At 69.6% G+C, this 25935-nt stretch carries 26 protein-coding genes; 11 read left to right on the top strand and 15 right to left on the bottom strand.

From position 1 onward, the window contains the following. The first annotated feature begins 12 nt into the window (after nt 1-12). The 3 genes from OG390_RS35375 (at nt 13) to OG390_RS35365 (ending at nt 3285) form a co-directional block, all read left to right on the top strand. Nucleotides 13-903 (top strand): carbohydrate ABC transporter permease, encoded by an 891-nt coding sequence (locus OG390_RS35375; RefSeq protein ID WP_406178039.1) that lies wholly within the window; start codon nt 13-15, stop codon nt 901-903. A 1-nt stretch (nt 904) separates the two neighbouring features. Continuing rightward, nucleotides 905-1765 (top strand): carbohydrate ABC transporter permease, encoded by an 861-nt coding sequence (locus tag OG390_RS35370; protein WP_406173532.1) that lies wholly within the window; start codon nt 905-907, stop codon nt 1763-1765. Nucleotides 1766-2655: 890 nt separating this feature from the next. Then, nucleotides 2656-3285 (top strand): helix-turn-helix domain-containing protein, encoded by a 630-nt coding sequence (locus tag OG390_RS35365; protein WP_406178037.1) that lies wholly within the window; start codon nt 2656-2658, stop codon nt 3283-3285. Between the two features lie 207 nt (nt 3286-3492). Here the strand turns inward: OG390_RS35365 and OG390_RS35360 are convergent, their stop codons facing one another. Next, nucleotides 3493-4518, bottom strand: coding sequence for an ATP-dependent 6-phosphofructokinase (locus OG390_RS35360; RefSeq protein ID WP_406173530.1), 1026 nt, complete (start codon nt 4516-4518; stop codon nt 3493-3495). Nucleotides 4519-4781: 263 nt separating this feature from the next. Here OG390_RS35360 and pta point away from each other — a divergent pair, with 263 nt between their 5' ends. The 3 genes from pta (at nt 4782) to pyk (ending at nt 9644) form a co-directional block, all read left to right on the top strand. Then, nucleotides 4782-6872 (top strand): phosphate acetyltransferase, encoded by a 2091-nt coding sequence (gene pta, locus OG390_RS35355; RefSeq protein ID WP_406173528.1) that lies wholly within the window; start codon nt 4782-4784, stop codon nt 6870-6872. 38 nt (nt 6873-6910) lie between these two features. Beyond that, nucleotides 6911-8134 (top strand): acetate kinase, encoded by a 1224-nt coding sequence (locus tag OG390_RS35350; RefSeq protein ID WP_406178035.1) that lies wholly within the window; start codon nt 6911-6913, stop codon nt 8132-8134. Nucleotides 8135-8207: 73 nt separating this feature from the next. Continuing rightward, nucleotides 8208-9644 carry a pyruvate kinase gene (pyk, locus tag OG390_RS35345; protein ID WP_406173526.1) on the top strand — a complete coding sequence of 479 codons (1437 nt, stop codon included), beginning with the start codon at nt 8208-8210 and terminating at the stop codon, nt 9642-9644. Between the two features lie 90 nt (nt 9645-9734). On the opposite strand, the gene OG390_RS35340 is transcribed toward pyk, so the two are convergent. The 4 genes from OG390_RS35340 to OG390_RS35325 form a co-directional block, all read right to left on the bottom strand. Further along, the gene (locus OG390_RS35340; protein ID WP_406173525.1) at nt 9735-11042 is read right to left on the bottom strand and encodes a hypothetical protein; all 1308 of its coding nucleotides are present in this window, start codon (nt 11040-11042) and stop codon (nt 9735-9737) included. Then, nucleotides 11032-11598 (bottom strand): DUF6114 domain-containing protein, encoded by a 567-nt coding sequence (locus OG390_RS35335; RefSeq protein WP_406173523.1) that lies wholly within the window; start codon nt 11596-11598, stop codon nt 11032-11034. The genes OG390_RS35340 and OG390_RS35335 overlap by 11 nt, the downstream gene beginning before the upstream one ends. A 118-nt stretch (nt 11599-11716) precedes the next feature. Then, nucleotides 11717-12349 (bottom strand): DUF6230 family protein, encoded by a 633-nt coding sequence (locus OG390_RS35330; protein ID WP_406173521.1) that lies wholly within the window; start codon nt 12347-12349, stop codon nt 11717-11719. A 621-nt stretch (nt 12350-12970) separates the two neighbouring features. Continuing rightward, a complete protein-coding gene (locus tag OG390_RS35325; RefSeq protein ID WP_406173519.1) occupies nt 12971-13954 on the bottom strand; it encodes a tetratricopeptide repeat protein in 984 nt (327 codons plus the stop codon). A gap of 245 nt (nt 13955-14199) precedes the next feature. On the opposite strand from OG390_RS35325, the gene OG390_RS35320 reads away from it, so the two are divergent. Beyond that, a complete protein-coding gene (locus OG390_RS35320) occupies nt 14200-14826 on the top strand; it encodes a TetR/AcrR family transcriptional regulator (protein WP_406173517.1) in 627 nt (208 codons plus the stop codon). A 161-nt stretch (nt 14827-14987) separates the two neighbouring features. Here the strand turns inward: OG390_RS35320 and OG390_RS35315 are convergent, their stop codons facing one another. From OG390_RS35315 to OG390_RS35275, 9 genes are all read right to left on the bottom strand, one after another. After that, nucleotides 14988-16688, bottom strand: a complete 1701-nt coding sequence (locus OG390_RS35315; RefSeq protein ID WP_406173515.1) for a methylmalonyl-CoA mutase — start codon at nt 16686-16688, stop codon at nt 14988-14990. A gap of 75 nt (nt 16689-16763) precedes the next feature. After that, nucleotides 16764-17102 (bottom strand): DUF3817 domain-containing protein, encoded by a 339-nt coding sequence (locus OG390_RS35310; RefSeq protein ID WP_406173513.1) that lies wholly within the window; start codon nt 17100-17102, stop codon nt 16764-16766. Nucleotides 17103-17169: 67 nt separating this feature from the next. Next, the gene (locus tag OG390_RS35305) at nt 17170-17679 is read right to left on the bottom strand and encodes a MarR family winged helix-turn-helix transcriptional regulator (protein WP_399081494.1); all 510 of its coding nucleotides are present in this window, start codon (nt 17677-17679) and stop codon (nt 17170-17172) included. 69 nt (nt 17680-17748) lie between these two features. Then, a complete protein-coding gene (locus tag OG390_RS35300; RefSeq protein ID WP_406173509.1) occupies nt 17749-18828 on the bottom strand; it encodes an MFS transporter in 1080 nt (359 codons plus the stop codon). Beyond that, nucleotides 18725-19357, bottom strand: a complete 633-nt coding sequence (locus tag OG390_RS35295; RefSeq protein ID WP_406173507.1) for a TetR/AcrR family transcriptional regulator — start codon at nt 19355-19357, stop codon at nt 18725-18727. The genes OG390_RS35300 and OG390_RS35295 overlap by 104 nt, the downstream gene beginning before the upstream one ends. Further along, nucleotides 19354-20034: a DUF4166 domain-containing protein gene (locus tag OG390_RS35290; protein ID WP_406173505.1), complete on the bottom strand. Its 681-nt coding sequence runs from the start codon at nt 20032-20034 to the stop codon at nt 19354-19356. The genes OG390_RS35295 and OG390_RS35290 overlap by 4 nt, the downstream gene beginning before the upstream one ends. Then, nucleotides 20031-20783: a hypothetical protein gene (locus tag OG390_RS35285; RefSeq protein ID WP_406173503.1), complete on the bottom strand. Its 753-nt coding sequence runs from the start codon at nt 20781-20783 to the stop codon at nt 20031-20033. The genes OG390_RS35290 and OG390_RS35285 overlap by 4 nt, the downstream gene beginning before the upstream one ends. A gap of 148 nt (nt 20784-20931) precedes the next feature. Further along, nucleotides 20932-21225 carry an MTH1187 family thiamine-binding protein gene (locus OG390_RS35280; protein ID WP_406173501.1) on the bottom strand — a complete coding sequence of 98 codons (294 nt, stop codon included), beginning with the start codon at nt 21223-21225 and terminating at the stop codon, nt 20932-20934. Further along, entirely contained in the window at nt 21222-21566 is a 345-nt protein-coding gene (locus tag OG390_RS35275; RefSeq protein WP_399081508.1) for a DUF3817 domain-containing protein, read from the bottom strand. The genes OG390_RS35280 and OG390_RS35275 overlap by 4 nt, the downstream gene beginning before the upstream one ends. 178 nt (nt 21567-21744) lie before the next feature. Here OG390_RS35275 and OG390_RS35270 point away from each other — a divergent pair, with 178 nt between their 5' ends. The 4 genes from OG390_RS35270 to OG390_RS35255 all read left to right on the top strand — a co-directional run bounded on the left by OG390_RS35270 (nt 21745) and on the right by OG390_RS35255 (nt 24395). Continuing rightward, nucleotides 21745-22377: an AIM24 family protein gene (locus OG390_RS35270; protein WP_406178033.1), complete on the top strand. Its 633-nt coding sequence runs from the start codon at nt 21745-21747 to the stop codon at nt 22375-22377. Nucleotide 22378: 1 nt separating this feature from the next. Continuing rightward, nucleotides 22379-23029, top strand: a complete 651-nt coding sequence (locus OG390_RS35265; RefSeq protein WP_406173499.1) for an AIM24 family protein — start codon at nt 22379-22381, stop codon at nt 23027-23029. Then, complete coding sequence (locus OG390_RS35260; protein ID WP_406173498.1) at nt 23026-23826, top strand: AIM24 family protein; 801 nt, start codon at nt 23026-23028, stop codon at nt 23824-23826. Before OG390_RS35265 ends, OG390_RS35260 begins: the two co-directional genes overlap by 4 nt. Before the next feature lie 92 nt (nt 23827-23918). After that, on the top strand, nt 23919-24395 hold the full coding sequence (locus OG390_RS35255; protein ID WP_369249246.1) for a MarR family winged helix-turn-helix transcriptional regulator: 477 nt from the start codon (nt 23919-23921) through the stop codon (nt 24393-24395). Here the strand turns inward: OG390_RS35255 and OG390_RS35250 are convergent. After that, nucleotides 24392-25714: an MFS transporter gene (locus tag OG390_RS35250; protein WP_406173496.1), complete on the bottom strand. Its 1323-nt coding sequence runs from the start codon at nt 25712-25714 to the stop codon at nt 24392-24394. The two genes, OG390_RS35255 and OG390_RS35250, sit on opposite strands and share 4 nt — an antisense overlap. Between the last annotated feature and the right edge of the window lie 221 nt (nt 25715-25935).

Here is a 25935-nt window from a genome sequence, read left to right as displayed (position 1 = left end):
GTCCGCTCCGCGGTGACGAAGGGCGCCCCCCGGCGCCGCGGAGGGGTCCGCCGCACCCTGGCCCGCGCGCTGCCCCTCACCCCGGCCGTGGTCCTGCTGCTCCTCTTCCTCGCGGGCCCGATCGCCTACTGCGCGTACATCGCTTTCACGGACCTGCAGTTGACGGGTCAGGCCCATGCGTCCTTCGTCGGCTTCGACAATTTCCGGGCGGCGTTCAAGGACGACGCCTTCCTCAACGCCGTATGGCTGACGCTGGTGTTCACTCTGCTGTCGTCACTGGTCGGTCAGAACACGTTGGGTCTCGCGCTGGCTTCGCTGATGCAGCGGGCGTCGAAGCCGGTCCGCACGCTGGTCGGCGGGATCGTCATCACGGCGTGGGTCCTGCCGGAAGTGGTGGCGGGCTTCCTGCTGTACGCCTTCTTCCGCCGCGAAGGGACGTTGAACGCCATCCTCGACTGGCTCCGTCTTCCCTCCCAGAACTGGATGTTCACGCTGCCGATCCTGGCCGTGTCGTTCGCGAACGTCTGGCGCGGCACGGCCTTCTCGATGCTGGTCTATTCGGCGGCGCTGAACGAAATCCCGAAAGAGATCACGGAGGCGGCGGAGGTGGATGGGGCGGGGGGCTGGCGACGGATGTGGCACATCACCCTGCCGATGATTCGCAGATCGATCGGTACGAATCTGATGCTCAACACGCTGCAGACGCTGTCGGTGTTCGGACTGATCTGGGTGATGACGCGGGGCGGACCGGGGAACAGAAGTCAGACGCTTCCCTTGTTCATGTACGAGCAGGCCTTCCAGAAGAGCATGATCGGGTACGGGACGGCTGTGGCGCTTTTGCTCCTGGTGGTCGGCTCGCTGTTCTCGGTGGTGTACATGCGGCTGCTGCGGACGGAGGTGTGAGATGGCCGTGTCGACGCGGAGTACGGGCACGACTCTCAAGTCCCGCCGCACGGGGCGGCGCCTGGCGGCGGACGCCGGTCTCCTTGCCGTGGCCGCCGCGTTCGCGCTGCCGCTCGCCTGGGTGGTCCTGTCGTCGCTGGACGCGCACGCCGACCTGACGGTGAAGGTGCCGGACGGGGTCACTCTGTCCAACTTCGACGCTGTACTGAAGCCGGACATCACGTTCACCCCGCTGCTCAACAGCCTGATTCTGTGCGGGGGCGGAACGTTGCTGACGGTAGCGTGCGCGGCGCTGGCGGCGTACCCGCTGTCGCGTTTCCGCTCGCGCCTCAACCGGCCGTTCCTGCTGACGATTCTCTTCGCGACGAGTCTGCCGATCACCGCGATCATGGTTCCGGTGTACGCGTTGTTCGTGCAGGTGAATCTGATCGACACCATGCAGGGGACGATCTTCTTCTTCGCGGCCTCTCAGCTTCCCTTTGCCATTTGGCTGATGAAGAACTTCATGGACGGTGTGCCGAAGGAGCTGGAGGAGGCGGCATGGACGGACGGGGCCTCGTCCTTTCAGTCGCTGGTTCGCATTGTGCTGCCACTGATGGGGCCCGGCGTGGCCGTCGTGACGGTTTTCTCGTTCGTGATGATGTGGGGGAACTTCTTCGTTCCGTTCATGTTGCTGCTCACGCCGGATCAGATGCCGGCGTCGGTGAGCATCAATGAGTTCTTCGGGAATCGGGGGATGGTGGTGTACGGGCAGCTGGCGGCGTTTTCGGTGATTTATTCGACGCCGGTGTTGGTGCTGTATGTGTTGGTTGCCCGGCGGTTGGGCGGGGGGTTTGCTTTGGGCGGGGCGGTCAAAGGGTGAGGTCGGGAGGAGGCTGTGGGGTGGCGTCCACCTGTTCGGCGTCGGCGCGGGCTCGGGCCGCTTCGGCAGGCCGGCTCGGGCACAGGAATCGGCGGCCCGGAGCCAGCAGGTGCGGGCTTCGGCAGGGCGGTGGACGGTGACGTGGGCTGGGGCGAGGTTGTGTTCCGGCTCCGTACCCAGCGCCCGCAACAGCGCCTCCGGAGCCTGTTCGGCGGTGACGGGTTCCTCGTCGTACCCATACAGGTCCACGAAAAGCACCCCCGGGAACCACCCCTTCCCGCACGCCTCGTACCCCGCCTCCGCCGCGAGCGCGGTCCTGCCGATGCCACCGAGCCCCGAGACTGCCGCGACCACGACCGCGGACAAGTCACTTGCGGACGCGGAGGGTTCGCAGCCCCGGGCCGCGGCGAATGCGGCAACGGCCGCGGTCGCCGTACTCCACGAGCTGCAGCCGAAGCAGAGCCAGGCGCACTCCGACCCTCGGGAGGGCCCCTTTCGCGACGACTCCACGTACGGCGGAGACCATCTCGACTTCCGGGGCAGCACGTTCAACGGCCCCTTCACCGCCAAGTCGGTCGGCCAACGCCCGGTCGACGACCTCGTACCGTCGGCTGCCGCCGGACCAGGCCCGCCTGCTGCGGCTGCTCGCCCTGGCACCAGGCGTGGAGACCGGCACGGAGGCCATGGCCGCCCTGACCGGCAGTAGCTTTCGGCCAGCTGGACCCGACGGCCGAAACCGTATGTTCCTACAATCCGTAATTGTGGCCGAACAGACCGTAGTCACCGCTGCCTCGGACCCATACTTTGTGCGCGTGCACCCACCGCAAGCCCATCAGCCCACCCCGCCCTTCAACGCTCCGGCCGCCCGCAGACTGCGGGCGGCACTCGGCATGGGGCCCGAGCATGTCGCGTACGGGATGAGGGCCTCGTACGGGCTGCCGTACGTCACCCCCGACCTCGTCGCCGCCTGGGAGCGCGGGATCACCTCGCCGAGCGCACCCGAGCTCACCGCGCTCGCGGGCGTGTTGTGGTGCTCGCCGGGCGAGCTCATCGGCGCGCCCCGCACCCTGCGCGAACACCGCGTCGCCCGCGGCCTGGCCCAGGAGGACGTCGCACGCGCCGTCGGCTTCGAACTCCTCGCGTACCAGCGGATGGAGGAGTCCGGCGAGTGGCGCGGCAACGAACGGCAGTCGGCCGCGCTCGCCGACGCCCTCGACCTCTCGCTGCCCGACTTCGTCACGGTGACCGGGCGCGACGACAAGCTCGCGGAGCTGCTGCGCAGCGCGATGACGACGCGCTGGCAGGCGTATGTGCGCCCGGTCGGGAAGATGGTGCCCCTGGACCGGCGTCTCCTGGAGAACGTGATGGAGGAGATGCACACCGACTACCAGGGGCAGATGGTCGCCACGCTCAGCTGGGGTGGCGGCTCGGCCGCCGCCGACTCCAGCGACTCGGGCCGGGACTTCCTCGACCGGATCGTCGACCATTTTTGGTCGACGGTCCAAGGGAGCACGTACTGACCGGGCCCTGGAGGGCCGGGGCCTTGGAGGCCCGGGGGCCCTGGAGGGCCGGGGCCTTGGAGGCCCGGGGGCCCTGGAGGGCCGGGGCCTTGGAGGCCCGGGGGCCCTGGAGGGCCGGGGCCTTGGAGGCCCGGGGGCCCTGGAGGGCCGGGGCCTTGGAGGCCCGGGGGCCCTGGAGGCCCCGGAGGCCCTGGAGGGGACCCGTCCCTAGAACACCGACTCCGCCTCGTCCATCCGGTCCTTCGGCACCGTCTTCAACTCGGTGACCGCCTCCGCGAGCGGCACCATCATGACGTCCGTGCCGCGCAGCGCCGTCATCCTGCCGTAGTCGCCCCGGTGGGCGGCCTCCACCGCATGCCAGCCGAAGCGGGTGGCGAGCACCCGGTCGTACGCCGTAGGCGTGCCCCCGCGCTGGATGTGGCCGAGGATGACCGGCTTGGCCTCCTTGCCGAGGCGGCGCTCCAGCTCGTACGCGAGGGCCGCGCCGATGCCCTGGAAGCGCTCGTGGCCGAACTGGTCGATCTCGCCGTGGCCGTAGTCCATGGTGCCCTCGGCGGGGTGGGCGCCCTCGGCGACGCAGACGACGGCGAACTTCTTGCCGCGGGCGAAGCGCTCCTCGACCATCTTGACCAGGTCGGCCGGGTCGAAGGGACGCTCGGGCAGGCAGATGCCGTGGGCGCCGGCGGCCATGCCGGACTCCAGGGCGATCCAGCCGGCGTGGCGGCCCATGACCTCGACGACCATCACACGCTGGTGGGACTCGGCCGTGGTCTTGAGGCGGTCCATGGCCTCCGTGGCCACGCCGACCGCGGTGTCGAAGCCGAAGGTGCGGTCTGTCGAGGAGATGTCGTTGTCGATCGTCTTCGGGACGCCGACCACCGGCAGGCCCGCGTCCGACAGCATCCGCGCCGCCGTCAGCGTGCCCTCGCCACCGATCGGGATCAGCACGTCGATGCCGAACTCGCGCGCCATGTCCTGCGCGTTCTCGCAGGCCTCACGGAGCCGGTCGCGCTGCAGGCGCGAGGAGCCGAGTATGGTGCCGCCGCGGGCGAGGATGCCGCTCACCGCGTCGAGGTCGAGGTTGCGGTAGCGGCCTTCGAGCAGGCCGGCGTAGCCGTCCTCGAAGCCGACGACCTCGTCCCCGAAGTTGGTGACCGCTCGGTGCACGACCGAGCGGATCACTGCGTTCAGGCCCGGGCAGTCGCCGCCTGCGGTGAGAACTCCGATGCGCATCGTGCTGTGTCTCCTGCTCGCTGTTGGTACCGGTGAGCCAGTCCGATTGTTTCACGGCCCACGGGGCACCGCCGCGCCCCTCCGGTCCACCAGGACGTTTGCCCTGGCGGGCGCCTTAGCTACCCGCAGAGGTATTGTCAAGAGGGTTCTGCTCACCCCAGTGGGCCATGTCGTCGCGCCGCCGAGAGCGCGGAAGCGATCCCGCGATGCCCCAGAGCACAGCACCGAAGCCACCCCAGCGACGCAACGGATGGAGAGCACGCGTGACGCGCAGCGTGTACGTGACCGGGATCGACCGCGGCGACGGCCGCCAGGTCGTCGAGCTGGGGGTCATGGAGCTCCTGACCCGCCAGGTCGACCGGGTGGGGGTGTTCCGTCCGCTCGTGCACGACGGCCCGGACCGGCTCTTCGAGCTGCTGCGCTCCCGCTACCGGCTGGCGCAGGACCCGGCGACGGCGTACGGCATGGACTACCACGAGGCGTCCGCGCTCCAGGCCGAGCAGGGCGCGGACGAGCTGGTCTCCTCCCTGGTGAACCGTTTCCACGCGGTGGCGCGGGACTATGACGTCGTCCTCGTCCTCGGCACCGACTACGCCGACACCCAGTTTCCCGACGAGCTGGCGCTCAACGCCCGTCTCGCGAACGAGTTCGGCGCGTCGGTCATCCCGGTCATCGGCGGCCGCGGCCAGACCGCGGAGTCCGTCCGCGCCGAGACGCGCAACGCCTACCGCGCGTACGACGGCCTCGGCTGCGATGTCCTCGCGATGGTCGTGAACCGGGTGGCTCGCGAGGACCGCGCCGAGATCCACGAGCGGCTCGACTCCCGTCTGCCCGTGCCCTGTTACGTCCTGCCCGACGAGCCCGCGCTCTCCGCACCCACCGTCGCCCAGATCACCCACGCCCTCGGCGGCAAGGTGGTCCTCGGCGACGACGCGGGACTGGCCCGGGACGCGCTCGACTTCGTCTTCGGCGGTGCGATGCTGCCGAACTTCCTCAACGCCCTGACCCCGGGGTGTCTCGTGGTCACCCCGGGCGACCGCGCCGACCTCGTCGTCGGGTCGCTCGCCGCGCACAGCGCGGGCACCCCGCCGATAGCCGGCGTACTGCTCACCCTGAACGAGACCCCCAGCGACGAGATCCTCACCCTCGCCGCCCGGCTGGCCCCTGGCACCCCGGTCATCTCGGTGGCGGGCAACTCCTTCCCCACCGCCACCGAACTCTTCGGTCTGGAGGGGAAGTTGAACGCGGCCACGCCGCGCAAGGCGGAGACCGCGCTCGGCCTGTTCGAGCGGTACGTCGACACCAGCGACCTGCTCAAGCGGGTCTCCGCGCCGAGCAGCGACCGGCTCACGCCGATGATGTTCGAGCACAAGCTCCTCGAGCAGGCCCGCTCCGACAAGCGCCGCGTCGTCCTGCCCGAGGGCACCGAGGAGCGCGTCCTGCACGCCGCCGAGGTGCTGCTGCGCCGGGGTGTCTGCGATCTGACGCTGCTCGGGCCCGTCGACCACATCCGCAAGAAGGCCGCCGACCTCGGCATCGACCTGGGCGGTACCCAGCTGATCGACCCGGTGACGTCCGAGCTGCGCGACTCCTTCGCCGAGAAGTACGCCGTGCTGCGCGCCCACAAGGGCGTCACGGTCGAGCTGGCGTACGACGTCGTGGCGGATGTGAACTACTTCGGGACGCTGATGGTGCAGGAGGGTCTCGCCGACGGCATGGTGTCGGGTTCGGTGCACTCCACGGCCGCCACCATCCGGCCGGCCTTCGAGATCATCAAGACCAGGCCGGACGCCAAGATCGTGTCGTCCGCCTTCTTCATGTGCCTCGCCGACAAGGTCCTCGTCTACGGCGACTGCGCCGTGAACCCCGACCCGAACGCCGAGCAGCTCTGCGACATCGCCATCCAGTCGGCCACCACCGCCGAGCAGTTCGGCGTCGAGCCGCGGATCGCGATGCTGTCGTACTCGACGGGTACGTCAGGTTCGGGCGCCGACGTCGACAAGGTGCGCGAGGCGACCGAGCTGGTACGGCTGCGCCGCAGCGATCTGAAGATCGAGGGGCCGATCCAGTACGACGCCGCCGTCGAGCCGACGGTCGCCGCGACCAAGCTGCCGGACTCGGAGGTCGCCGGACAGGCGTCCGTGCTGATCTTCCCGGACCTCAACACCGGCAACAACACCTACAAGGCCGTACAGCGCTCGGCCGGCGCGATCGCCGTCGGCCCTGTCCTGCAGGGCCTGCGCAAGCCCGTCAACGACCTGTCCCGGGGCGCGCTCGTCCAGGACATCGTCAACACCGTCGCCATCACGGCGATCCAGGCCCAGACCCCCGCCCAGAAGGCTTCCCAGCAGTGAGCTCCCACCCGTCGCCCACCACCGCCCTGTCCGACGAGCTGCGCTCGGCCCCCCTTGCCTCTCGCGTCCTCGTCCTCAACTCCGGCTCGTCGTCGGTGAAGTACCAGCTGCTCGACATGCGCGACAACGCGCGGCTCGCGGTCGGTCTGGTGGAGCGGATCGGCGAGGAGACCTCCCGGCTGAAGCACACGCCGCTGGCCGGCGGTCGGTCCCGCGAGCAGACCGGTCCCATCGCCGACCACGAGGCGGCTCTGAAGGCCGTCGCGACGGAACTGGCCGCGGACGGGCTCGGCCTGGACTCCCCCGAGCTGGCCGCGATAGGCCACCGGGTCGTGCACGGCGGGAAGTTCTTCACCGACCCCACCGTCATCGACGATGCCGTCCTCGCGGAGATCGAGCGGCTCATCCCGGTCGCCCCGCTGCACAACCCGGCGAACCTCACCGGCATCCGCACCGCCATGGCGCTGCGCCCGGACCTCCCTCAGGTCGCCGTCTTCGACACCGCCTTCCACACGACGATGCCGGAATCGGCCGCACGCTACGCGATCGACGTGAAGACCGCGGACGATCACCGCATCCGCCGGTACGGTTTCCACGGCACCTCGCACGCCTACGTGTCCCGTGCGACCGCGCGGCTCCTGGGCAGGGCGCCGGAGGACGTGAACGTCATCGTGCTGCACCTGGGCAACGGCGCCTCGGCCTCGGCGGTCAGGAACGGCCGCTGCGTGGACACCTCCATGGGGCTCACGCCGCTGGAGGGGCTGGTGATGGGTACGCGGTCCGGCGACATGGATCCCGCGGTCATCTTCCATTTGATGCGCGTTGGCGGAATGTCCACCGACGAGATCGACACTTTGCTCAACAAGCGAAGCGGCCTGATCGGCCTGTGCGGCGACAACGACATGCGCGAGATCCGCCGTCGTATCGACGAGGGTGACGAGCAGGCTCGGCTCGCCTTCGACATCTACATTCACCGCCTGAAGAAGTACATCGGCGCCTACTACGCGGTCCTCGGCCGGGTGGACGCCATCGCCTTCACCGCCGGAGTCGGTGAGAACGCCGCCCCGGTGCGCGAGGCCGCGATCGCCGGCCTGGAGGAGATGGGCCTCGCGGTCGACGGCGACCTGAACGCCGTACGCAGTGACGAGGCGCGGCTCATCTCGCCGCCGGACGCACGGGTCGCGGTCGCCGTGGTGCCGACGGACGAGGAACTGGAGATCGCCACACAGACGTATGCACTGGTCGGAAAGAACCACGCCTGAGCGCCCGGCCGCCCATTTGTATCTTCCACCAGACGGAATATTCCGTAGCGAAACAAACCGATAGGATCGCCCCATGCGCCGTTCGAAAATCGTCTGTACTCTCGGCCCCGCGGTCGACTCCCACGAGCAGCTCGTCGCGCTGATCGAAGCCGGCATGAATGTGGCCCGCTTCAACTTCAGCCACGGCACGCACGCCGAGCACCAGGGGCGGTACGACCGCGTCCGGGCCGCCTCGGCCGAGACCGGCAAGGCCATCGGTGTGCTCGCCGACCTGCAGGGTCCGAAGATCCGTCTGGAGACCTTCGCCGAGGGTCCCGTCGAGCTCGAGCGTGGTGACGAGTTCATCATCACCGTCGAGGACGTGCCCGGCGACAAGCACATCTGCGGCACGACCTACAAGGGTCTGCCCGGTGACGTCTCCAAGGGCGACCCGATCCTGATCAACGACGGCAACGTCGAGCTGAAGGTCGTCGAGGTCGACGGCACCCGGGTCAAGACGGTCGTCATCGAGGGCGGCGTGATCTCGGACCACAAGGGCATCAACCTGCCCGGCGCCGCCGTGAACGTGCCGGCGCTGTCCGAGAAGGACATCGAGGACCTGCGCTTCGCCCTGAAGATGGGCTGCGACATGGTCGCCCTGTCCTTCGTGCGCGACGCCGACGACGTGGCCGACGTCCACAAGGTGATGGACGAGGAGGGCCGCCGGGTCCCCGTCATCGCCAAGGTGGAGAAGCCGCAGGCGGTCGAGAACATGGAGGACGTCGTCGCGGCGTTCGACGCGGTCATGGTGGCCCGCGGCGACCTGGCCGTCGAGTACCCGCTGGAGAAGGTCCCGATGGTGCAGAAGCGCCTCGTGGAGCTGTGCCGCCGCAACGCCAAGCCGGTGATCGTCGCGACCCAGATGATGGAGTCGATGATCACCAACTCCCGCCCGACCCGCGCCGAGGCCTCCGACGTGGCCAACGCGATCCTGGACGGCGCCGACGCGGTCATGCTGTCCGCCGAGTCGAGCGTGGGCGCGTACCCGATCGAGACCGTGAAGACGATGTCGAAGATCGTCGTCGCGGCCGAGGAGGAGCTGCTCTCCAAGGGCCTGCAGCCGCTGGTGCCCGGCAAGAAGCCGCGTACGCAGGGCGGTTCGGTCGCCCGTGCCGCCTGCGAGATCGCCGACTTCCTCGGCGGCAAGGGCCTGATCGCCTTCACCAAGTCCGGTGACACCGCCCGCCGGCTGTCCCGCTACCGCGCGACCCAGCCGATCCTCGCCTTCACCACCGACGAGGGCACCCGCAACCAGCTGACGCTGAGCTGGGGCGTCGAGTCGCACGTCGTGCCGTTCGTGAACAGCACCGACGAGATGGTCGACCTGGTCGACCATGAGCTCCAGAAGCTCAAGCGCTTCAACGACGGCGACGTCGTCGTGATGACCGCCGGTTCGCCCCCCGGCGTCCCCGGCACCACCAACATGGTCCGGGTGCACCACCTGGGCGAGGGCAACCAGGCCCACGCCTGACCCGCGGTCCCCGTACGCCACTGAGGGCGCCCCCTGCGAACAGGGGGCGCCCTCAGTGTGTTGCGGCTCCCGGACGGGCTCTGGGGGCGCTCAGTCGGTCTGGTACGAGTGCAGCCCGGGCACGGTCAGCGTCCCGCCGAACTGGCCGGCCTGCACGACCTTCACCTTGGTGAAGTAGATCAGCGGGATGTTCAGCGGCGGGGGGTTGTCCGGGCTGAACGTGATCGGGATCAGGCCGAGCAGATTGCCGGAGATGCTCTCCGTGTACATGACCGTCTTGCCGTCACGGATGGTGGACGTCGAGCCTGCGGCCGCCTGTACGTGGTACGTCTTGCCGGACTGCTTGTCCTTCACCGTCTGGTGCAGGTCGCCGATGTCGGTGCCGTCGGAGATGACGTACTTCAGGACCTTCTTCGTCGACCCGTTGGCCGTCTTCACCTTGACGATGCCCTGGTAGTCGGCGCCCTTGAGCAGAAGCGAGCTGGCGTTCAGATACCAGGGGTCGTCGGGCAGCGGCGTGGTGTTGTCGACACCCCCCACCTCGTCCGTGGCGACCGGGCAGTTCGACGGGTCCGTGCTGGAGCTCGCGGACGGGCTCGGGGTCGCGGTGGCGGCGTCGGCCGCCTCCGTGACCTTCTCCGTGGTGTCCGAGGCCGCCTTGGACGCCGTGTCGGTGGCGTCCTTCACGGTGTCGTTGACCGTCTCGGTGACCTTGTCGGTCGTGTCCTTGACGGTGCCGGAGGCGCTGTCGGAGGTGTCCTTGCTCGCGGACGCGCTCGCGCTCGCCGTGGCGGACGGCGTGGGGCTGGAGCTCTCCGTGGAGTCGCCACCACCGGTGAGGACGTCGTTGATCGCGTTGCCGATGGTGTCCAGCACGTTTCCGCTGCTCGCGGACGCGGAGGGGGTCGGCGTGGACGCAGCGCTGTCCGACGACTTGTCCGACGTGCTCGACGAGGGCGAGGAGGCGGACGCGGACGGCGTGGGCTCGGCCTTGTCGTCGGAACCTGAATCCGACGAAGAGGTCTTGCCCGAGGACGCCGAGGCCGAAGGGGTCGGCTTCGCCGTGTCGCCGGACTTGTCGGCACTCGCCGAGGCGGTGGGCGACGGCGTGGCCGACGCACTGGCGCCGTCCTCGGAGCCGGTCACGGCCGCGACACAGTCCTTGTACTCGTCGGCCGTCAGGCTCTTCGACGACCCGTGGTCGTCGGCGAGGGCGAGTGTCGGGGTGAACCCCATCCCCATCAGGACCGCTGTCGGCATCGCCGCGATGGCGACGGCCTTCCCGGCAGGCATGTGGAACCTGGTGAACAGCGGCTTCCTGGGGGCCGCGTGGCGCGGCCCGGTTCTCACACGGGACTCCTCCACATCAGTCCCGTGGGTCACCTCGTCAGCCGGCACTGTGCCTCCCGTTCGCCCCGTTCGCCGGGCTCGTTCCTGACAGATCGTTCGGCTCGCTCAGCCCGCTCACGCTGTCCGCGGTGCCCACGGGCGCCCCCTCGGGGGTCTCGCCCTCACCCTTGGCCACCGTCTTGGCCGGCTCCGTCTCGGATTCGCCCGGAGCCCAGGAGACCGCCATCGCGCCGCCGATCATGGCGAACAGGAAGCCGATGAGGAAGCCGCCCAGGTTGGACACCGGGATGGACACCAGGGCCAGCAGAATCGCCGCGACTCCGGCGAAGGTCCGTACATGCTTCTGGAACCAGAGGCTGACGCCCAGCACGCCGAGCAGCACGCCGATGATCAGGGAGCCCGCACCCGCGGTGGTGGCCATCGCCAGCGTCAGATGGCCGATCTGGAGGTTCGCATACGGGAAGTAGGCGATGGGGAAACCGCCGAGCAGGACGAACAGGCCGGCCCAGAACGGGCGGTCGCCCCTCCAGGTACGGAAGTTCCGCCGGAGGACCCGGAGGTAGTGCTCGTTCTGGCCGGGCGCGGCAGGAGTCTCGGCGCTCATGGAAAACAGCTCCCTGGAACGGCTTTGCTGTGAGAAGTACGGGTGAGTGACCCGCGTACGGCGGTGAGGAGCGGGGCGGGTGAGGCGGCCGAGGCCCCCTCACCCGCCCCTGGAGTGCCTAGTAGCACTCCTTGACGCCCTTGGACAGCGACATCTTCAGGCCGCTGAGCTTGAACGTACCGGCAGTGGTCGCCCACGCCGTCTGCTTGACATCGGTCAGGTCGGCCGAGTCGGCCTGCTGCGCGAACCCGTACGGGTTGGCCGCGTCGCCCTTGCCGATGCCCGGACCCTTGCTGGCGTCCTTGGCCGCAACACCGATGTCGATGTTGTGGAACGTCGCGTTGGCCTCGAGGTCCTCGACGTCGATGTACAGGTTCTCGGCCTGGACCGGCGTGCCACCGCCGCCCGCCTTCAGGATCAGGCTGACCGATCCGAGCAGCGGGATGTCCGGGGTGACCACCGACTGGCACATGTTGGTGATCGACGCGGACTTGAACGCCGAGACCGCGACGGGGTGAGCCGTCTTCTTGCCGTCGAGGGTGTACCCCGAGTCGATGGCTCCGTACTGCTCGAAGCCTTCGCCGTGGAGCTGGTCCGCCGTCACCTTGAACGACTGCCCCGACACACTGAACGACGCGGCGAGAGCGCCCTGCGCGAGGGCGACACCTATCGCTGCCGTGGCGGCCACGCTGGGCACCATCACGACCGCGAACCGCTTCCATCTGGTCCCGCCACGCACCTGGGACTCCATATTTCCTCCTTCTCGGACGTACATCTCCTGGCCCTGACTGCCCCATGTCGGCGGCTCAGCCGGGCAGGGATGGGAGAAGTGCTACGTCCTCGGGAAGGAGAGCGCCCGATCTCGGAGGCGCGAACAGCGCCCGAATCACCGGCGATCACCCCCGAGCGACAACCACTGGTCGCGCCTGACACACATCACGCACAACCTGCTGGACAGGCTCTGCCGAACGGCAAAGACCCCCCTGCCCAAGAGCCGACGCCACTGCCGGCGGCTCTACCCGGTGGGGACCCAGAAAACCCCTTGACCCGATTGGTTGTCGGGGGAGGGGGAATGGACCGAGCGTCGCCGATCGTGGTGCATTCTCGCCGCCCGCACAAGGGGGTTCGTTACTCGCTAGTAACGGCCGGATAACCGAACAACGACCCGTCGGTATCGGTCGGCGACGCAGGGTGGCCTCAGGCCGGGGTGCACAACGGTTGATTGCCGGACGAAATCCGACAGATCAACGCCCCTGACTTACTCCCAGTAACAGCGGCCGCGTTTACCAAGATTTGGTAAAGCGCGGCCGCGTGTCGCTCCCTCGGCCAATCTTTCACCTGGGCATCACAAGCCCCGGCGTTTAGGGACAGGTCAGAACAGGGCCCTGGCCAGCGCCCGGCGCGCCGCGATCACCCGCGGATCGTCGACACCGACCACCTCGAAGAGCTCGAGCAGCCGCAGCCGTACGGCATCACGGTCATCGCCGGCCGTACGGCGCACCGTGTCGATGAGCCGCCCGAACGCGTCTTCGACATGCCCGCCCACCAGGTCCAGGTCGGCGGCGGTGATCTGCGCCTGGGCGTCACCGGGCTTCTCGGCGGCGTCCTTGCGCACCTGCTGCGGGTCGACGCTCTGCACGCGCTGGAGCAACTCGGCCTGGGCGAGGCCCAGTTTGGCCTCCATGTTGCCCGGGTCGTCGCTCAGGACGTTTTTGTACGCCTGGATCGCGCCGCCCAAGTCACCCGCGTCCAGGGCCTGTACGGCGGCCTCGAGGAGCGCGTCGTAGGGGCCGGCCGGCACCTCGGGCGCCGCCGGGGCGCTGCCGGGCTCGGCGTCCGGGTCGACGGTCAGGCCGGTGAGGCCGAAGCGCTGCTCGGCCACCTGGACGAGTTGGTCGAGGGTGCCGCGGATCTGCTCCTCGCCGGCCGCACCCTGGAAGAGCGGCAGCGCCTGCCCGGCGACCACCGCGAAGACGGCCGGGATCCCCTGGATCCCGAACTGCTGCATCAGCATCTGATTGGCGTCGACGTCGACCTTGGCAAGGAGGAAGCGCCCGTTGTACTCGACGGCCAGCCGCTCCAGCACCGGGCTCAGTTGCTTGCAGGGCTCGCACCACTCGGCCCAGAAGTCGATGACGACCGGGACCTCGGTGGAGCGCTGCAGGACGTCGCGCTCGAATCCCGCCTCGTCGACGTCGATGACGAGACTGGCGGGGGACACGGCCCCGCTCCCACCGCCGCCGCCCTGCCTGGCCGCTTCGGCGCGCGCCTGCTCCGCCTTCGCCTTGGCCTCCTGGGCCGCCTTCACCGCGGCGAGGTCGACGACTCCGCTCATGGACATGTTCCGTGGCTGCATGAGTACATCCTCCCCCTTCTGCGCGCGCGCGTGAAAAGCGTTCCGAAAGCCAGGCGTTTTACGACTCGATACGTGATGCTCGGCGCCGGGTCCCCACCTGGCGCCAGTGGTTGTCGCTCGCGCACGATCGCGGTGCACGAGCTTTCGCTACGAGTCGTAGCGTAACTGTCGAGAGATGCGCCCGTGTGCCATACCCCGGTGATCTCCCTCACGACTTCACAGAACGGCCGGATATGGTCACTGGCATGCAAAGTCGCACTTCCGCCTCGCGTACGGGGCGCCCGCGCAGCGCAGCCGCGGACGCCGCGATCCTGGAGGCGACGCGCGCGGCACTGGTCGAACTGGGCTGGTCCAAGCTCACGTTGGGAGACGTGGCGACCCGCGCCGGGGTCGCGAAGACCACGTTGTACCGCCGCTGGGCGGGCAAGAACGAACTCGTGGTGGACGCGGTGGCGGTCCTCTTCGACGAGCTGGAGCTCCCCGACCGGGGGAGCCTGGCGGCGGACATCGAAGGCGTCGTGCTCCAGTTCGCGGCGATCCTGGACCGCCCGGAGGCCAAGACGGCGCTGATGGCCGTCGTGGCGGAATCCACCCGTGACGAGCCCCTGCGCGACCGCATCCGTACGTCGATCGTCGACCGGCAGAAGCGCCTCGTCCTGGAGGGCCGCGCCCGCGCGAGCGCCCGCGGCGAGCTTCCCCCGGAATCCGACCCGGCCGCCGCCGCCCGCACCGCCGACCTGATCTTCGACGTGGTCGCGGGTGCGGTGGTCCATCGCACCCTCGTCAGCGCGGAGCCCGCGGACGAGGAGTGGGTCCGCAGCTTCACTCGCGTACTGCTGCTGGGCCTGAAGGGGGCGACGGGGCAGAACTAGGGGCAGAACCAGCCGACTACGCAGTCCCCGGCCCGTCAGGGGCGCGGGGAACTGCGCGACAAGCCCCCACGCACCCGCACCCAGAAGTCAGCCAAGGGGGGTCTGGGGGCGAAGCCCCCCAGGTACGGGACGGGTAGGGGCGGAGGGGGCGAAGAAACCCCTCAGAAGCCGGCCGGCTCCGTGTACACCCCCCACTCGTCCCGGAGGGCATCGCAGATCTCGCCGAGCGTGGCCTCGGCCCGCACCGCGTCCAGCATGGGCGCGATCATGTTGGACCCATCCCGCGCGGCCGCCAGCATGGCGTCCAGGGCGGCCCGGACAGCCGCGTCGTCCCGCCCGGCCCTGCGGCCACCGAGCACCCGCACCTGCTCCCGCTCCACCTCGTGGCTGACCCGCAGAATCTCCAGGTCACCTGTCACCGAGCCGTGGTGGACATTGACACCCACCACCCGCTTGTCGCCCTTCTCCAGCGCTCGCTGGTACTGGAACGCGGACTCGGCGATCTCGCCGGTGAACCACCCGTCCTCGATCCCCCGCAGGATCCCGGAGGTGATCGGTCCGATCGGGTGCTGCCCGTCGGGGTGCGCCCGCAGCCCCCGCTCCTTGATCTGCTCGAAGATCTTCTCCGCGTCGGCCTCGATCCGGTCGGTGAGCTGCTCGACGTACCAGGAACCGCCCAGCGGATCGGCCACGTTGGCGACCCCGGTCTCCTCCATCAGCACCTGCTGGGTGCGCAGGGCGATCTCCGCGGCCTGCTCGCTCGGCAGCGCCAGTGTCTCGTCCAGCGCGTTCGTGTGCAGCGAGTTCGTCCCGCCCAGCACCGCCGCCAGCGCCTCCACGGCCGTACGCACCACGTTGTTGTACGGCTGCTGAGCGGTGAGCGAGACGCCCGCAGTCTGGGTGTGGAACCGCAGCCACTGCGCCTTCTCGGACTTGGCCCCGTAGACATCGCGCATCCAGCGGGCCCAGATCCGCCGCGCCGCCCGGAACTTGGCGATCTCCTCGAAGAAGTCGACGTGCGCGTCGAAGAAGAAGGACAGACCGGGCGCGAAGACATCGACGTCCAGTCCGCGCGACAGGCCCAGCTCCACGTACCCGAAGCCGTCCGCCAGCGTGTACGCCAGCTCCTGGGCGGCCGTGGCCCCCGCTTCACGGATGTGGTAGCCGGAGACCGACAGCGGCTTGTACGCGGGGATCCTCGACGCGCAGTGCTCCATGAGGTCGCCGATGAGGCGCAGGTGCGGCTCGGGCTGGAAGAGCCACTCCTTCTGCGCGATGTACTCCTTGAAGATGTCGGTCTGGAGGGTGCCGTTGAGCACGGACGGATCGACACCCTGACGCTCGGCGGCCACCAGGTACATGCAGAAGACGGGAACGGCCGGACCGCTGATGGTCATCGACGTCGTCACGTCGCCCAGCGGAATGTCCTTGAACAGGACCTCCATGTCGGCCGCCGAGTCGATCGCGACCCCGCAGTGCCCGACCTCGCCGAGCGAGCGCGGATCGTCGGAGTCGCGCCCCATGAGTGTGGGCATGTCGAAGGCCACGGACAGTCCCCCGCCGCCGTTGGCGAGGATCATCTTGTAGCGCTCGTTGGTCTGCTCGGCGTTGCCGAACCCGGCGAACTGCCGGATGGTCCACGTACGCCCTCGGTAGCCGGTCGGATAGAGACCGCGGGTGAAGGGGTACTCGCCCGGCCAGCCGATCCGCTCGAAGCCCTCGTACTCGTCCCCGGGCCGCGGCCCGTACACGGGCTCCACGGGGTCGCCGGAGAGCGTGGTGAAATCGGCCTCGCGCCTGCGCGAAGCGTCGTAGCGGGCCTGCCAGCGTCGGCGGCCTTCCTCGATGGCGTCAGCGTCCATACCATCGAATTTACTAGGACGTCCTAGTAAATGTCGATGGGGAACCGCCGCACGTTGCCCGTACGGCGGTGGAAGTTACGCCTTCGCGACCGCGGGAGAGTCGTCCGCGACCTTGGACTCCAGCTCGCGGGAGACCTTGCGCTCCACGAAGAAGGCGGCCGTGGGGATCGTCCCGGCGAGCAGCACCCACAGCTGCCTGCCGACCGGCCACTTCGCCTTGGAGCCCAGGTCGAAGGCGAAGACCAGGTAGACGACGTACAGCCAGCCGTGCGCGATACCGACAACGCGGGTGAAGTCCGCGGCACCGTTCATGTCGAGCACGTACTTGGCGATCACGCCGAGGGTCAGCAGGACCAGCAGCACACCGGTGACGTAGGCCATCACGCGGTACCTGGTCAGCACGCTCTTCTTCATGGGTACGAGCGTAACGACCCCTTTTGCGCGATCTTCGCGCGCCCCCACTCGTCCTCGGAGCGAGGCTCTACTCGTCCTCGAAGTCCCGCGCGGCGACCCGCAGCGGCCGCAGCATCGCGAAGATCTCCGCGCACTCCTCGGCGTCGTACGCCCCGAGCCCGAAGTCCATGGCCATCAGGTCGCGGGTGGCAGCGTCGCAGACCTCGCGGCCCTTCTCGGTGATGGAGGCGAGTGTGCCGCGCCCGTCGTTGGGGTTGGGCCGCTTGTCGACGAGTCCGGACCTCACCAGCCGGTCCACGGTGTTCGTGACGGACGTGGGATGCACCATGAGCCGCTCGCCGATCTTGGACATCGGGAGCTCGCCGGCCTTGGAGAAGGTGAGCAGCACCAGTGCCTCGTAGCGCGCGAAGGTCAGTCCGTACGGCTTGACGACCGCGTCCACCTCGGCGAGCAGGATCTGGTGCGCGCGCATGATCGATGTGATCGCGGCCATGGACGGCACGGATCCCCAGCGCTGCTTCCAGTGTTCGTCGGCGCGGGCGATGGGATCGAAGGCAAGGCTGAGCGGCTTCGGCACGCCAAAGACCTTACCGGCCGGTCACATCGTGGTCAGCCCCGTCTCGCCCTTCGGTCGGGCGCAGGCGGCTCACTTTCGCAGCCGGGTCCGCGCCACCTCCCGCACGAGCAGGGCGCAGCACACCGTGCCGAGCACCCCGACCCCGCCGACGACCGTGCCGATCGGCGCGAACTCGGCGGCCACTCCCGCGAGCGCCATGCCCACGCCCTGGATCGTCATCAGCCCGGCGGTGTGCACGGTCATGGCCCGGCCGCGCAGCTCCTCGGGGACGGCGTCCACGAACCAGCGGTCCAGGCCCAGGGTGTACGCCCCCGTGAGCCCGGTGACGAGGAGGGCGAGCAGGATCCAGCCGAGGCCGGGGGCCGCCGGGTAGACCAGCAGCGGCAGCAGCCCGCAGGCCGCGAGCGGCAGGACGATCCGGGACCGGCCGGCGGGCGTGAGGACGGAGCCGGCGTACAGCTCGCCCGCGATCGTCCCGACGGGCATCGCGCACATCAGCAGACCGACGCCGGCCGTGCCGACCCCGATCTCGTCCGCGTACGCCGCCGCCAGCGCCTCGGGCGCGACCACGAACATCGGCGGCGCGCACAGCAGGAGCAGCACCCGGATCCTGCGGTCGCCGAGCACCTGCCGGGCGCCGGCGAGCGAGTACCGCAGCAGCGAGCCGCCCCCGGCTCGGGCGGGCCTGCGCCGGGTGCCGAAGCGCAGCAGCAGCGCGGAGCTCGCGAACGTGCACATTGTGATGACCAGCGCGCCGCGCGGCGATACGACGGTGAGCAGGACGCCGCCGAGCCCGAACCCGACGAGGACGGCACTCCGCGAGACGATCCGCAGCAGCGAGCGTCCGAGCACGAAGAGGTCGCCCTCACCGAGGACGTCGACGAGCGTGGCCGCCCGGGTGCCGGTGAACACGGGCGACACGGCGGCGATCACGCACCGCAGCGCGAGCAGCGCGGCGACGGGAGTCACGGGCAGCGCCATCCCGGCCGCGCACCCGGCGCACACCAGGTCGCACACCACGAGCACGCGCCGGGCACCGCTCAGGTCAACGGCGACTTGACCGCCGTAGATGCAACCGCACCGCCCGCTGCCCCACGGGCCCAAGCTCCTCCAACGCACCGACCAGGAACCCGAGTTGCTCCAGCGCATCCAGCGCCGCAGTCGCCCCCGCCCCGTCCACTCCCTCGTACAACTCGATCCCCACGAACGACGCCGCGACCGCCCGCGCCAGCCCCGCCGGATCCGCGAACTCCCCGAACGGCGTCCCCCCGAGGACCCTCCTCAGGACCTTCTCGATCTCGGCGATCCACAGGTCGAGACCGGCCGCCGTGGCGGGTGCGATACGGGGATGCGTCTGCGCCCCGGCGAGCAGCTGCCCCAGGACAGCGACATACCCCTCCGCACGCTCGGCCTCATGCATCTCCCGCCCGAGCGCGAGCAGTTCGGCAAGGCTGGAGACCTCCGCGAGCCGGTCACGGTAGCGAGCGACCCGCCGCTCCGCCCCCTGCCGGCAGGCCGCCGACAGCAACTCGTCCACGGACCCGAAGTGGTAGAAGACCAGCGCCTGATTGACCCCGGCGGTCGCCGCGATCGAACGGGCCGAGGTCTTCGCGATCCCCTGCTCGGTGAGCGTCCGCAGCGCGCCCTCCAGGAGCTTCGCCCTGGTCGCCTCGCTCACGCCCGTGCCTCCTCGCGCACGGGGCGCAGTCCGGGGCGTACACCGCAGGTACGGATGTCGGTGTACGTCGCCCGGAAGGAGCCCTCGTAGCCGAAGAGCGGCCCGAAGTGGCGGTTCACGACGCGGACTTGGATGCGGAAGCGTCCCGTGGAGTCCTCGAAGGACTCCCGCACCTCGGCCTCACCACCGATGAGTCCGGGGACGCGGACGTCCACGGGGCCCTCCCGGAAGCGGTGTTCGCCGGACCGGATCAGCAGCGAGCCGTCGGGCTCGGCACGGAAGAACAGGTCGCTGGCGAGGTGCTGATGGGTGCCGAGGTAGTCCAGGACGCGGTCACCCTTGGGGCTCAGCACCATCTGGGCGTCGAAGCGGCGGGCGCGGCCGGGCAGGTCGAAGGTGCGCACGAACGTCACCGTCTCACGTCCGAAGCCATCGGCGTACGGCACGTTCTCGATGGTGAAGGGGACGTTGCGGCCCGTGCGCGGGACCAGGATGTTGCGGGTGGAGCCCAGCGCCAGGAACGGCTTCAGCAAGCCACTCCCGTGCCAGATCCGGTCCATGACGCCGCGCCCGGTACACGCTTCTCCGCCGGCCAGGCCGACGGAGAAGCGCCGTTGCAGCTCGGGGTGGAGGCGTTCGAAATCGGCGCCCATCACGGTGCGGAAGATCGATGTCATCGCTGGTGCTCCAGGGTGGTGAGGAGACGCGGTGCCCGGAGGCGGGCGGGTGGCGTGCGCAGGCAGCGGCGGGCCGCCGGGGTGCCGGCCGACGGCGGCGCGAAGAGAGCGGCCAGGGCGGCCAGTACGGCGAGCACCGGGGTCGCGAACAGTGCGAGCGGTGCCGACGGTCCGGCGGCGTCCACCAGCGCTCCGCTCACCAGCCCCGAGCAGGCGGTCAGCAGGACGAGGGCGCGTACGGCCTGCTCGGCGAGCCAGTTCCGCAGCGCCCGCTCCGGGGTGATCCCCCGCTCCAGCCACAGCCGCAGCCGGTCGAAGGACCAGGCGGTGGCCCAACCCATGAGGGGGCGGAAGAGCAGCCGGTCGGCCACGGCTCCGAGGCGGCCCCAGCGCGGGCGGTAGTCGTACCCGGTGAGGAACCGGACGCCGTCGCCGTCGGGGACGTACCGCCAGTAGCCGCTGCCCTCGGCGAGCGGCGAGAGCGGATGCGGTGAGGCGAACCGCAGCGCCGAGGTGCGGGTGCCGTCCGCGCGTTCCTTCTCGCCCGCCGAGACACCCGTGCCGGCGACGGTCAGGAAGGGGAGCACCCGTGTGGCGTAACGGAAGCGCTGCGGTTCGCCGTCCGTGCGCGGGAGGTAGTCGATCTCGGTGAAGCGAAGGTCCCAGCGCCGGTGTTGCGCGGGGTCCTGCGTCCGCGCCCACAGATCGTCGAGGTCGCCGCGTATATGCGCCTCTATGTAGAGCCTCATCCCCGAACCCCCAGATCAGTGAGCCTTTTTGAGCGACCGCTCAATCGGCTGGCACGGAGACTACAGCGGTTTGAGCGATCGCTCAAACATCGGGGCGCGAAAAACCCCGGTCCTGAGGGCCGGGGTTTCGTTGCCGAGTGGGGGAGACCTAGGCGGACAGGTGCCGCTCCACCGTCTCCACCTTGGAGGTCAGACCGTCCGTCACACCGGGACGGATGTCCGCCTTCAGGACGACCGAGACGCGCGGTGCGCGCTCCTCGACGACGGCGACGGCACGCCTGACGACGTCCATCACCTGGTCCCACTCGCCCTCGATCGAGGTGAACATCGCGTCGGTGCGGTTCGGCAGACCCGACTCCCGGACCACGCGGACGGCGTCGGCGACGTACTCCCCCACGTCCTCGCCGACGCCCAGCGGCGTCACGGAGAAGGCGACGATCATGCGTTCACGATCCCTTCCTTGCGGGCGCGGGACGCGATGACCGCGTTCTCGGCCTCGCGCTTGAGCTTGCGCTCCGCGAAGAAGCCGCCGGTGGGCAGCACGGAGAGGACGAAGTAGAGGAGTCCGGTCCCGGCGCTCCACCTGGAGCGGTTCCAGGCGTCCGCCCAGAAGATCACGTACAGGATGAAGAGGACGCCGTGGATGGAGCCCATGACGGGCACCGCGTTGAAGTCCGTGGTCCGCTTCAGCACCGAGCAGAGGAGCAGCAGCAGAAAGGAGACGGCTTCGGGGGCCGAGACCAGGCGGAGGCGGCGGAGGGCGGTGGCGGTCTTTATGTCCACGGGTCACCTTCGGTGGGAGAGTCGTCAACGCTTTGTGAACGCAAGCACAAGCGCCCGCCCATTGTGGCACTCGGGCCTCGCGCGTCCCGGCAGGGGGTCTCGGGGTGTCTTCGGGGTCCGGATCATCCCGGAGGCTCTGTCGGCGGCCCCACCCGGCGGCTACCTTCACAGCGTGGCGATGTTTCGACTTCAAGGCAGCAAGGTGCTGGCCGTCGACATGACCGGGGACGCCGTGAAGGCGAAGAACGGCTCGATGGTCGCGTACGACGGCCAGATGGCCTTCAAGAAGCTGAGCGGGGGCGGTGAGGGCATACGGGGGATGGTGACCCGGCGCCTCACCGGTGAGCAGATGACGGTGATGGAGGTGAAGGGGCACGGGACCTGCTGGTTCGCGGACCGGGCCTCCGAGATCAACCTGGTCAGTCTCCAGGGGGACAAGCTGTACGTGGAGTCGAGCAATCTGCTCGCGACGGACGCGGGGCTGCGCACCGGCACGTCCTTCACGGGCCTGCGGGGTGCCTCGCAGGGCAACGGACTGTTCACAACCACCGTCGAGGGCCACGGGCAGGCGGCGATCATGTCCGACGGCCCGGCGGTGGTACTGCGGGTGAGCTCCCAGTACCCGCTGACGGTCGACCCGGGCGCGTACATCGCGCACCAGGGCAATGTGCGGCAGTCCTTCCAGGCCGGTGTGACGTTCCGCACATTGCTCGGCGAGGGCGGTGGCGAGGCGTTCCAGATCCGCTTCGAGGGTGACGGCCTGGTCTATGTGCAGCCCAGTGAGCGCAACACGATCGCGGGGGACGTGTGACATGCCCTTTCGCGAAGTGAACTCGAAGATGGTCGAGGCCACGGTGCTGCCCGGCCGGCGAGTGTTCAGCCAGCGCGGCGCGATGCTCGCCTACAAGGGCGAGGTCTCCTTCACCCCCAACATCCAGGGCGGCCAGGGCGGTGTGATGTCGATGCTCGGCCGCCGCCTGGCCAACGAAGCCACTCCACTGATGACCGTCGAGGGCTCCGGCACCGTCCTCTTCGGGCACGGCGGCCACCACGTCCAGGTGATCAACCTCGCCGGTGACACCTTGTACGTCGAGGCGGACCGGCTGCTCGCCTTCGACGGCACCCTCCAGCAGGGCACGATGTTCCTCGGCTCGCAGGGCGGGGTCATGGGCATGGTGCGCGGCCAGGTGACCGGCCAGGGCCTGTTCACCACGACTCTCCAGGGACACGGCGCGGTCGCCGTCATGGCGCACGGCGGCGTCTTCGAGATCCCGATCACCCCGCAGCGCCCGGTCCACGTCGACCCCCAGGCGTACGTCGCCCACCACGGCGACGTACGCAACAAGCTGTCCACCGCGCTCGGCTGGCGCGACATGGTGGGCCGCGGCTCGGGCGAGGCGTTCCAGCTGGAGCTGAGCGGCAATGGCGCGGTGTACGTCCAGGCCTCGGAGGAGAAGCTGTGAGCGCGTACGGGACTCCGGGCGGCCCGGTGATCTACGACCCGATGTCGCTGCCGGTCGACGACAACGTCAACAACTACACCTTCTGCGTCGAGCTCAAGGGGAGCCAGTGGTTCCTGCAGAAGGGCAAGATGATCGCCTACTACGGGTCGATGGAATTCAACGGCGTCGGACACGGTCGACTCGACCGTCTGGTCCGTACGTCGTTCCATTCGCCTCTGCACGCGAGCGACTGGGTCGTGGCGGAGGGCTCGGGCAAGATGCTGCTCGCCGACCGGGCCTTCGACGTCAATTCGTACGACCTGGACGACGGCAATCTGACCATTCGCTCGGGCAACTTGCTCGCTTTTCAGCCAAGTCTTGCCCTCAAGCAGTCGATCGTGCCGGGGTTTCTGACCCTGATCGGAACCGGCAAGTTCGTGGCCGCATCTAACGGTCCGGTGGTGTTCATGGAACCCCCGATCCGGGTGGACCCGCAGGCGCTGGTCGGCTGGGCCGACTGCCCGTCCCCGTGCCATCACTACGACCACGGGTACATGACAGGTGTAATGGGCGGTCTACGTGCGATGACGGGCCTCGGCGGGGCCTCCGGAGAGGAGCACCAGTTCGAGTTCGTAGGGGCCGGCACAGTGCTGCTCCAGTCCACCGAAACCCTCATGGCCGAGCAGGCCACGGGCGCGGTCCCGCACGAGCCCGGAGTACCGGGCGCGAGCGGGGTACCCGGTCACCAGGGACAGCAAGCCGGCGCACCGCGCCTTCCCGGACAGCTGGGGGACCTCCAGCGTCGCTTCGGGCTGTGAGCGGTAGTCTGCGGAGTGTGACATCGAACGCGTGCGCACAGTCACACCACCCTCACTAGTTCGCCTTTCAACATTTTAGGTAGACTTCATTCATGGAGACCGAGACGGCCACGCGCTGGCTGACCGATGCGGAGCAGTGCGCCTGGCGCACCCACCTGGAGGTCAACAGGCTGTTGACGTACCAGCTCGAGAGGGACCTGCAGCCGTTCGGGCTGACGATGAACGACTACGAGATCCTGGTGAACCTCTCAGAGTCGGAGGGCGTACGAATGCGGATGAGCGACCTCGCGTCCGCCACCCTCCAGTCCAAAAGCCGTCTCTCGCACCAGATCACGCGCATGGAGAACGCGGATCTGGTACGCCGTGAGAACTGCGAGTCGGACCGCCGGGGTCTGTACGCCGTCCTCACCGAGCACGGCATGGAGACGATGAAGAAGGTCGCGCCGTATCACGTGGCATCTGTTCGGAGGCACTTCATCGATCTGCTCTCCCCGGAGGCGCTGGAAGACCTCCACAAGTCATTGCGGCCGATCGCCGAGCATCTGCGGGGGCAGCGGGGCAAGCCCTAGCGGTTCTGAAGCGGCCGGCTGCCCTCAGGGTGCCGGCCGCCCCGGTCCGCCGGCCGTCCTCGGACTGCTGACCGTTCGTGGCTGATCGCGCCGGTCTCCGCGCCCTCGAAGGGGCGCGGAGAAGCGCGCACACCCCGCACGGAGATCAGGCCCGCAGCGACGGCCACGGCTCCCGAGAGCGCGAAGCACCGGCCCAGGGACAGATGGCCCACCAGGAGCCCGACCCCTGCGGCGCCGCCCGAATTGCCCGCGTTCACCGCAGTGTTGACCCAGGCGCCCGCCTGGGTGCGGAAGCCGGGCGGGGCCGCCTCGTCGGCGATCAGGTAGGACGTGGTCAGGGCCGGGGCGACGAAGAAGCCCGCGCAGGCCACGGCGACGGTCAGTGTGCCGAGGCCGGGAGCGAAACCCGCGGCGAGCAGGGCGAGGCCCAGGCCGCCGGCCTGCAGTGGCAGCCGCACCCGCGCGGACCTGCGCCAGTTGACGGCGCCGTTCAGCACGCCGCCCAGCGCGCTGCCCACCGACAGGGCGGCGAGCACCCAGGCGACCACGTCGTCCCCGTGATGGCGCTGCTGGGCGAAGGCCATCACGAGAAGGTCCAGGGATCCCAGGGACAGTCCTACGCCCGCCGCGACGACGACGGGCTGCGCGAGCGCGCGTCCGCCGCGGAACCGGCCCCCTGAGCGTGCGGGCGTCTTCTCCGCGGCCGGTCGTACGCCCGCCACAACCGGCGACAGGACGAACGCGAGGGTTCCGGCCCAGACCAGCAGGGCGCTGAGCGCGACCCCGGCGGCCGGCGGCGCGAACTGCACGACCGCGCCCACCAGCAACGGCCCCGAGACGAAGAGGATCTCCTCCGCCGCGCCGTCCAGGCTGTACGCGCGCTGCAACAGCCGTCTGTCCTCGACGACTTCGCCCCACACGGCACGCATCGTGGGGCCGAGGGGCGGCGTGCAGCCGCCCGCGGCGACGGCCAGCGCGCCGAGCGCCGCCGCCGGTGCTCCCGGCCGCCAGGCTGCCGCCGCCAAGGCCGTGAGCAGGCCCGCGTACAGCGAGGCCATCGGGACGAGGGCACGGCGGGGGCCGTGCCGGTCGATCAGGGCCGCCCTCGCGGGCGACAGGCACACGCTCATCGCGCCGAACAGCGCCATGACCGTGCCGGCCACGGCGTACGACCCGGTTGCCCGGGTCACCGTGAGCATCATGGCCAGCGAGACGATGCCGTACGAGAGCCTGCCGATCAGGGCGGCGGCGAAGGTGCGGCGGGTGTGGGGGATGCGGAAGAGCGCGGCGTACGAGGGCCGCGAGAGCGTCGCGGACATGCGAAGGGTTCCTCAACTTCGAGGCGGACGAGGGGACGCCTGAGTGCCGCGACGGCGCGGCGCCGAGTGGCTGCCTGTCCGTCGCGGGCCTGGGCGGGCCCTATGCCAAGAGGAGGAACATGCGGCCCAACTTAACAGCGGGCGGTGGGAGTTGGCCAGGAGGGTTTTTCGCCCCCGCCGCCCCTGCCCGTCCCGACCTGGGGCTGCGCCCCAGGCCCCGT

This window comes from Streptomyces sp. NBC_00996, from assembly GCF_045162675.1.
Classification (GTDB): domain Bacteria; phylum Actinomycetota; class Actinomycetes; order Streptomycetales; family Streptomycetaceae; genus Streptomyces.
Note: the sequence above shows the minus strand (reverse complement) of the source record. Positions and strands in the feature narration are given on the sequence as shown.

Coding starts and splice junctions, on each gene's coding strand:
- OG390_RS35370 (WP_406173532.1), top strand. CDS start 905: ATGGCCGTGTCGACGCGGAGTACGGGCACGACTCTCAAGTCCCGCCGC.
- OG390_RS35365 (WP_406178037.1), top strand. CDS start 2,656: ATGGGGCCCGAGCATGTCGCGTACGGGATGAGGGCCTCGTACGGGCTG.
- OG390_RS35360 (WP_406173530.1), bottom strand. CDS start 4,518: ATGCGCATCGGAGTTCTCACCGCAGGCGGCGACTGCCCGGGCCTGAAC.
- pyk (WP_406173526.1), top strand. CDS start 8,208: ATGCGCCGTTCGAAAATCGTCTGTACTCTCGGCCCCGCGGTCGACTCC.
- OG390_RS35335 (WP_406173523.1), bottom strand. CDS start 11,598: ATGAGCGCCGAGACTCCTGCCGCGCCCGGCCAGAACGAGCACTACCTC.
- OG390_RS35330 (WP_406173521.1), bottom strand. CDS start 12,349: ATGGAGTCCCAGGTGCGTGGCGGGACCAGATGGAAGCGGTTCGCGGTC.
- OG390_RS35325 (WP_406173519.1), bottom strand. CDS start 13,954: ATGCAGCCACGGAACATGTCCATGAGCGGAGTCGTCGACCTCGCCGCG.
- OG390_RS35320 (WP_406173517.1), top strand. CDS start 14,200: ATGCAAAGTCGCACTTCCGCCTCGCGTACGGGGCGCCCGCGCAGCGCA.
- OG390_RS35315 (WP_406173515.1), bottom strand. CDS start 16,688: ATGGACGCTGACGCCATCGAGGAAGGCCGCCGACGCTGGCAGGCCCGC.
- OG390_RS35310 (WP_406173513.1), bottom strand. CDS start 17,102: ATGAAGAAGAGCGTGCTGACCAGGTACCGCGTGATGGCCTACGTCACC.
- OG390_RS35300 (WP_406173509.1), bottom strand. CDS start 18,828: ATGCGCTGGAGCAACTCGGGTTCCTGGTCGGTGCGTTGGAGGAGCTTG.
- OG390_RS35290 (WP_406173505.1), bottom strand. CDS start 20,034: ATGACATCGATCTTCCGCACCGTGATGGGCGCCGATTTCGAACGCCTC.
- OG390_RS35285 (WP_406173503.1), bottom strand. CDS start 20,783: ATGAGGCTCTACATAGAGGCGCATATACGCGGCGACCTCGACGATCTG.
- OG390_RS35280 (WP_406173501.1), bottom strand. CDS start 21,225: ATGATCGTCGCCTTCTCCGTGACGCCGCTGGGCGTCGGCGAGGACGTG.
- OG390_RS35270 (WP_406178033.1), top strand. CDS start 21,745: ATGTTTCGACTTCAAGGCAGCAAGGTGCTGGCCGTCGACATGACCGGG.
- OG390_RS35265 (WP_406173499.1), top strand. CDS start 22,379: ATGCCCTTTCGCGAAGTGAACTCGAAGATGGTCGAGGCCACGGTGCTG.
- OG390_RS35255 (WP_369249246.1), top strand. CDS start 23,919: ATGGAGACCGAGACGGCCACGCGCTGGCTGACCGATGCGGAGCAGTGC.
- OG390_RS35250 (WP_406173496.1), bottom strand. CDS start 25,714: ATGTCCGCGACGCTCTCGCGGCCCTCGTACGCCGCGCTCTTCCGCATC.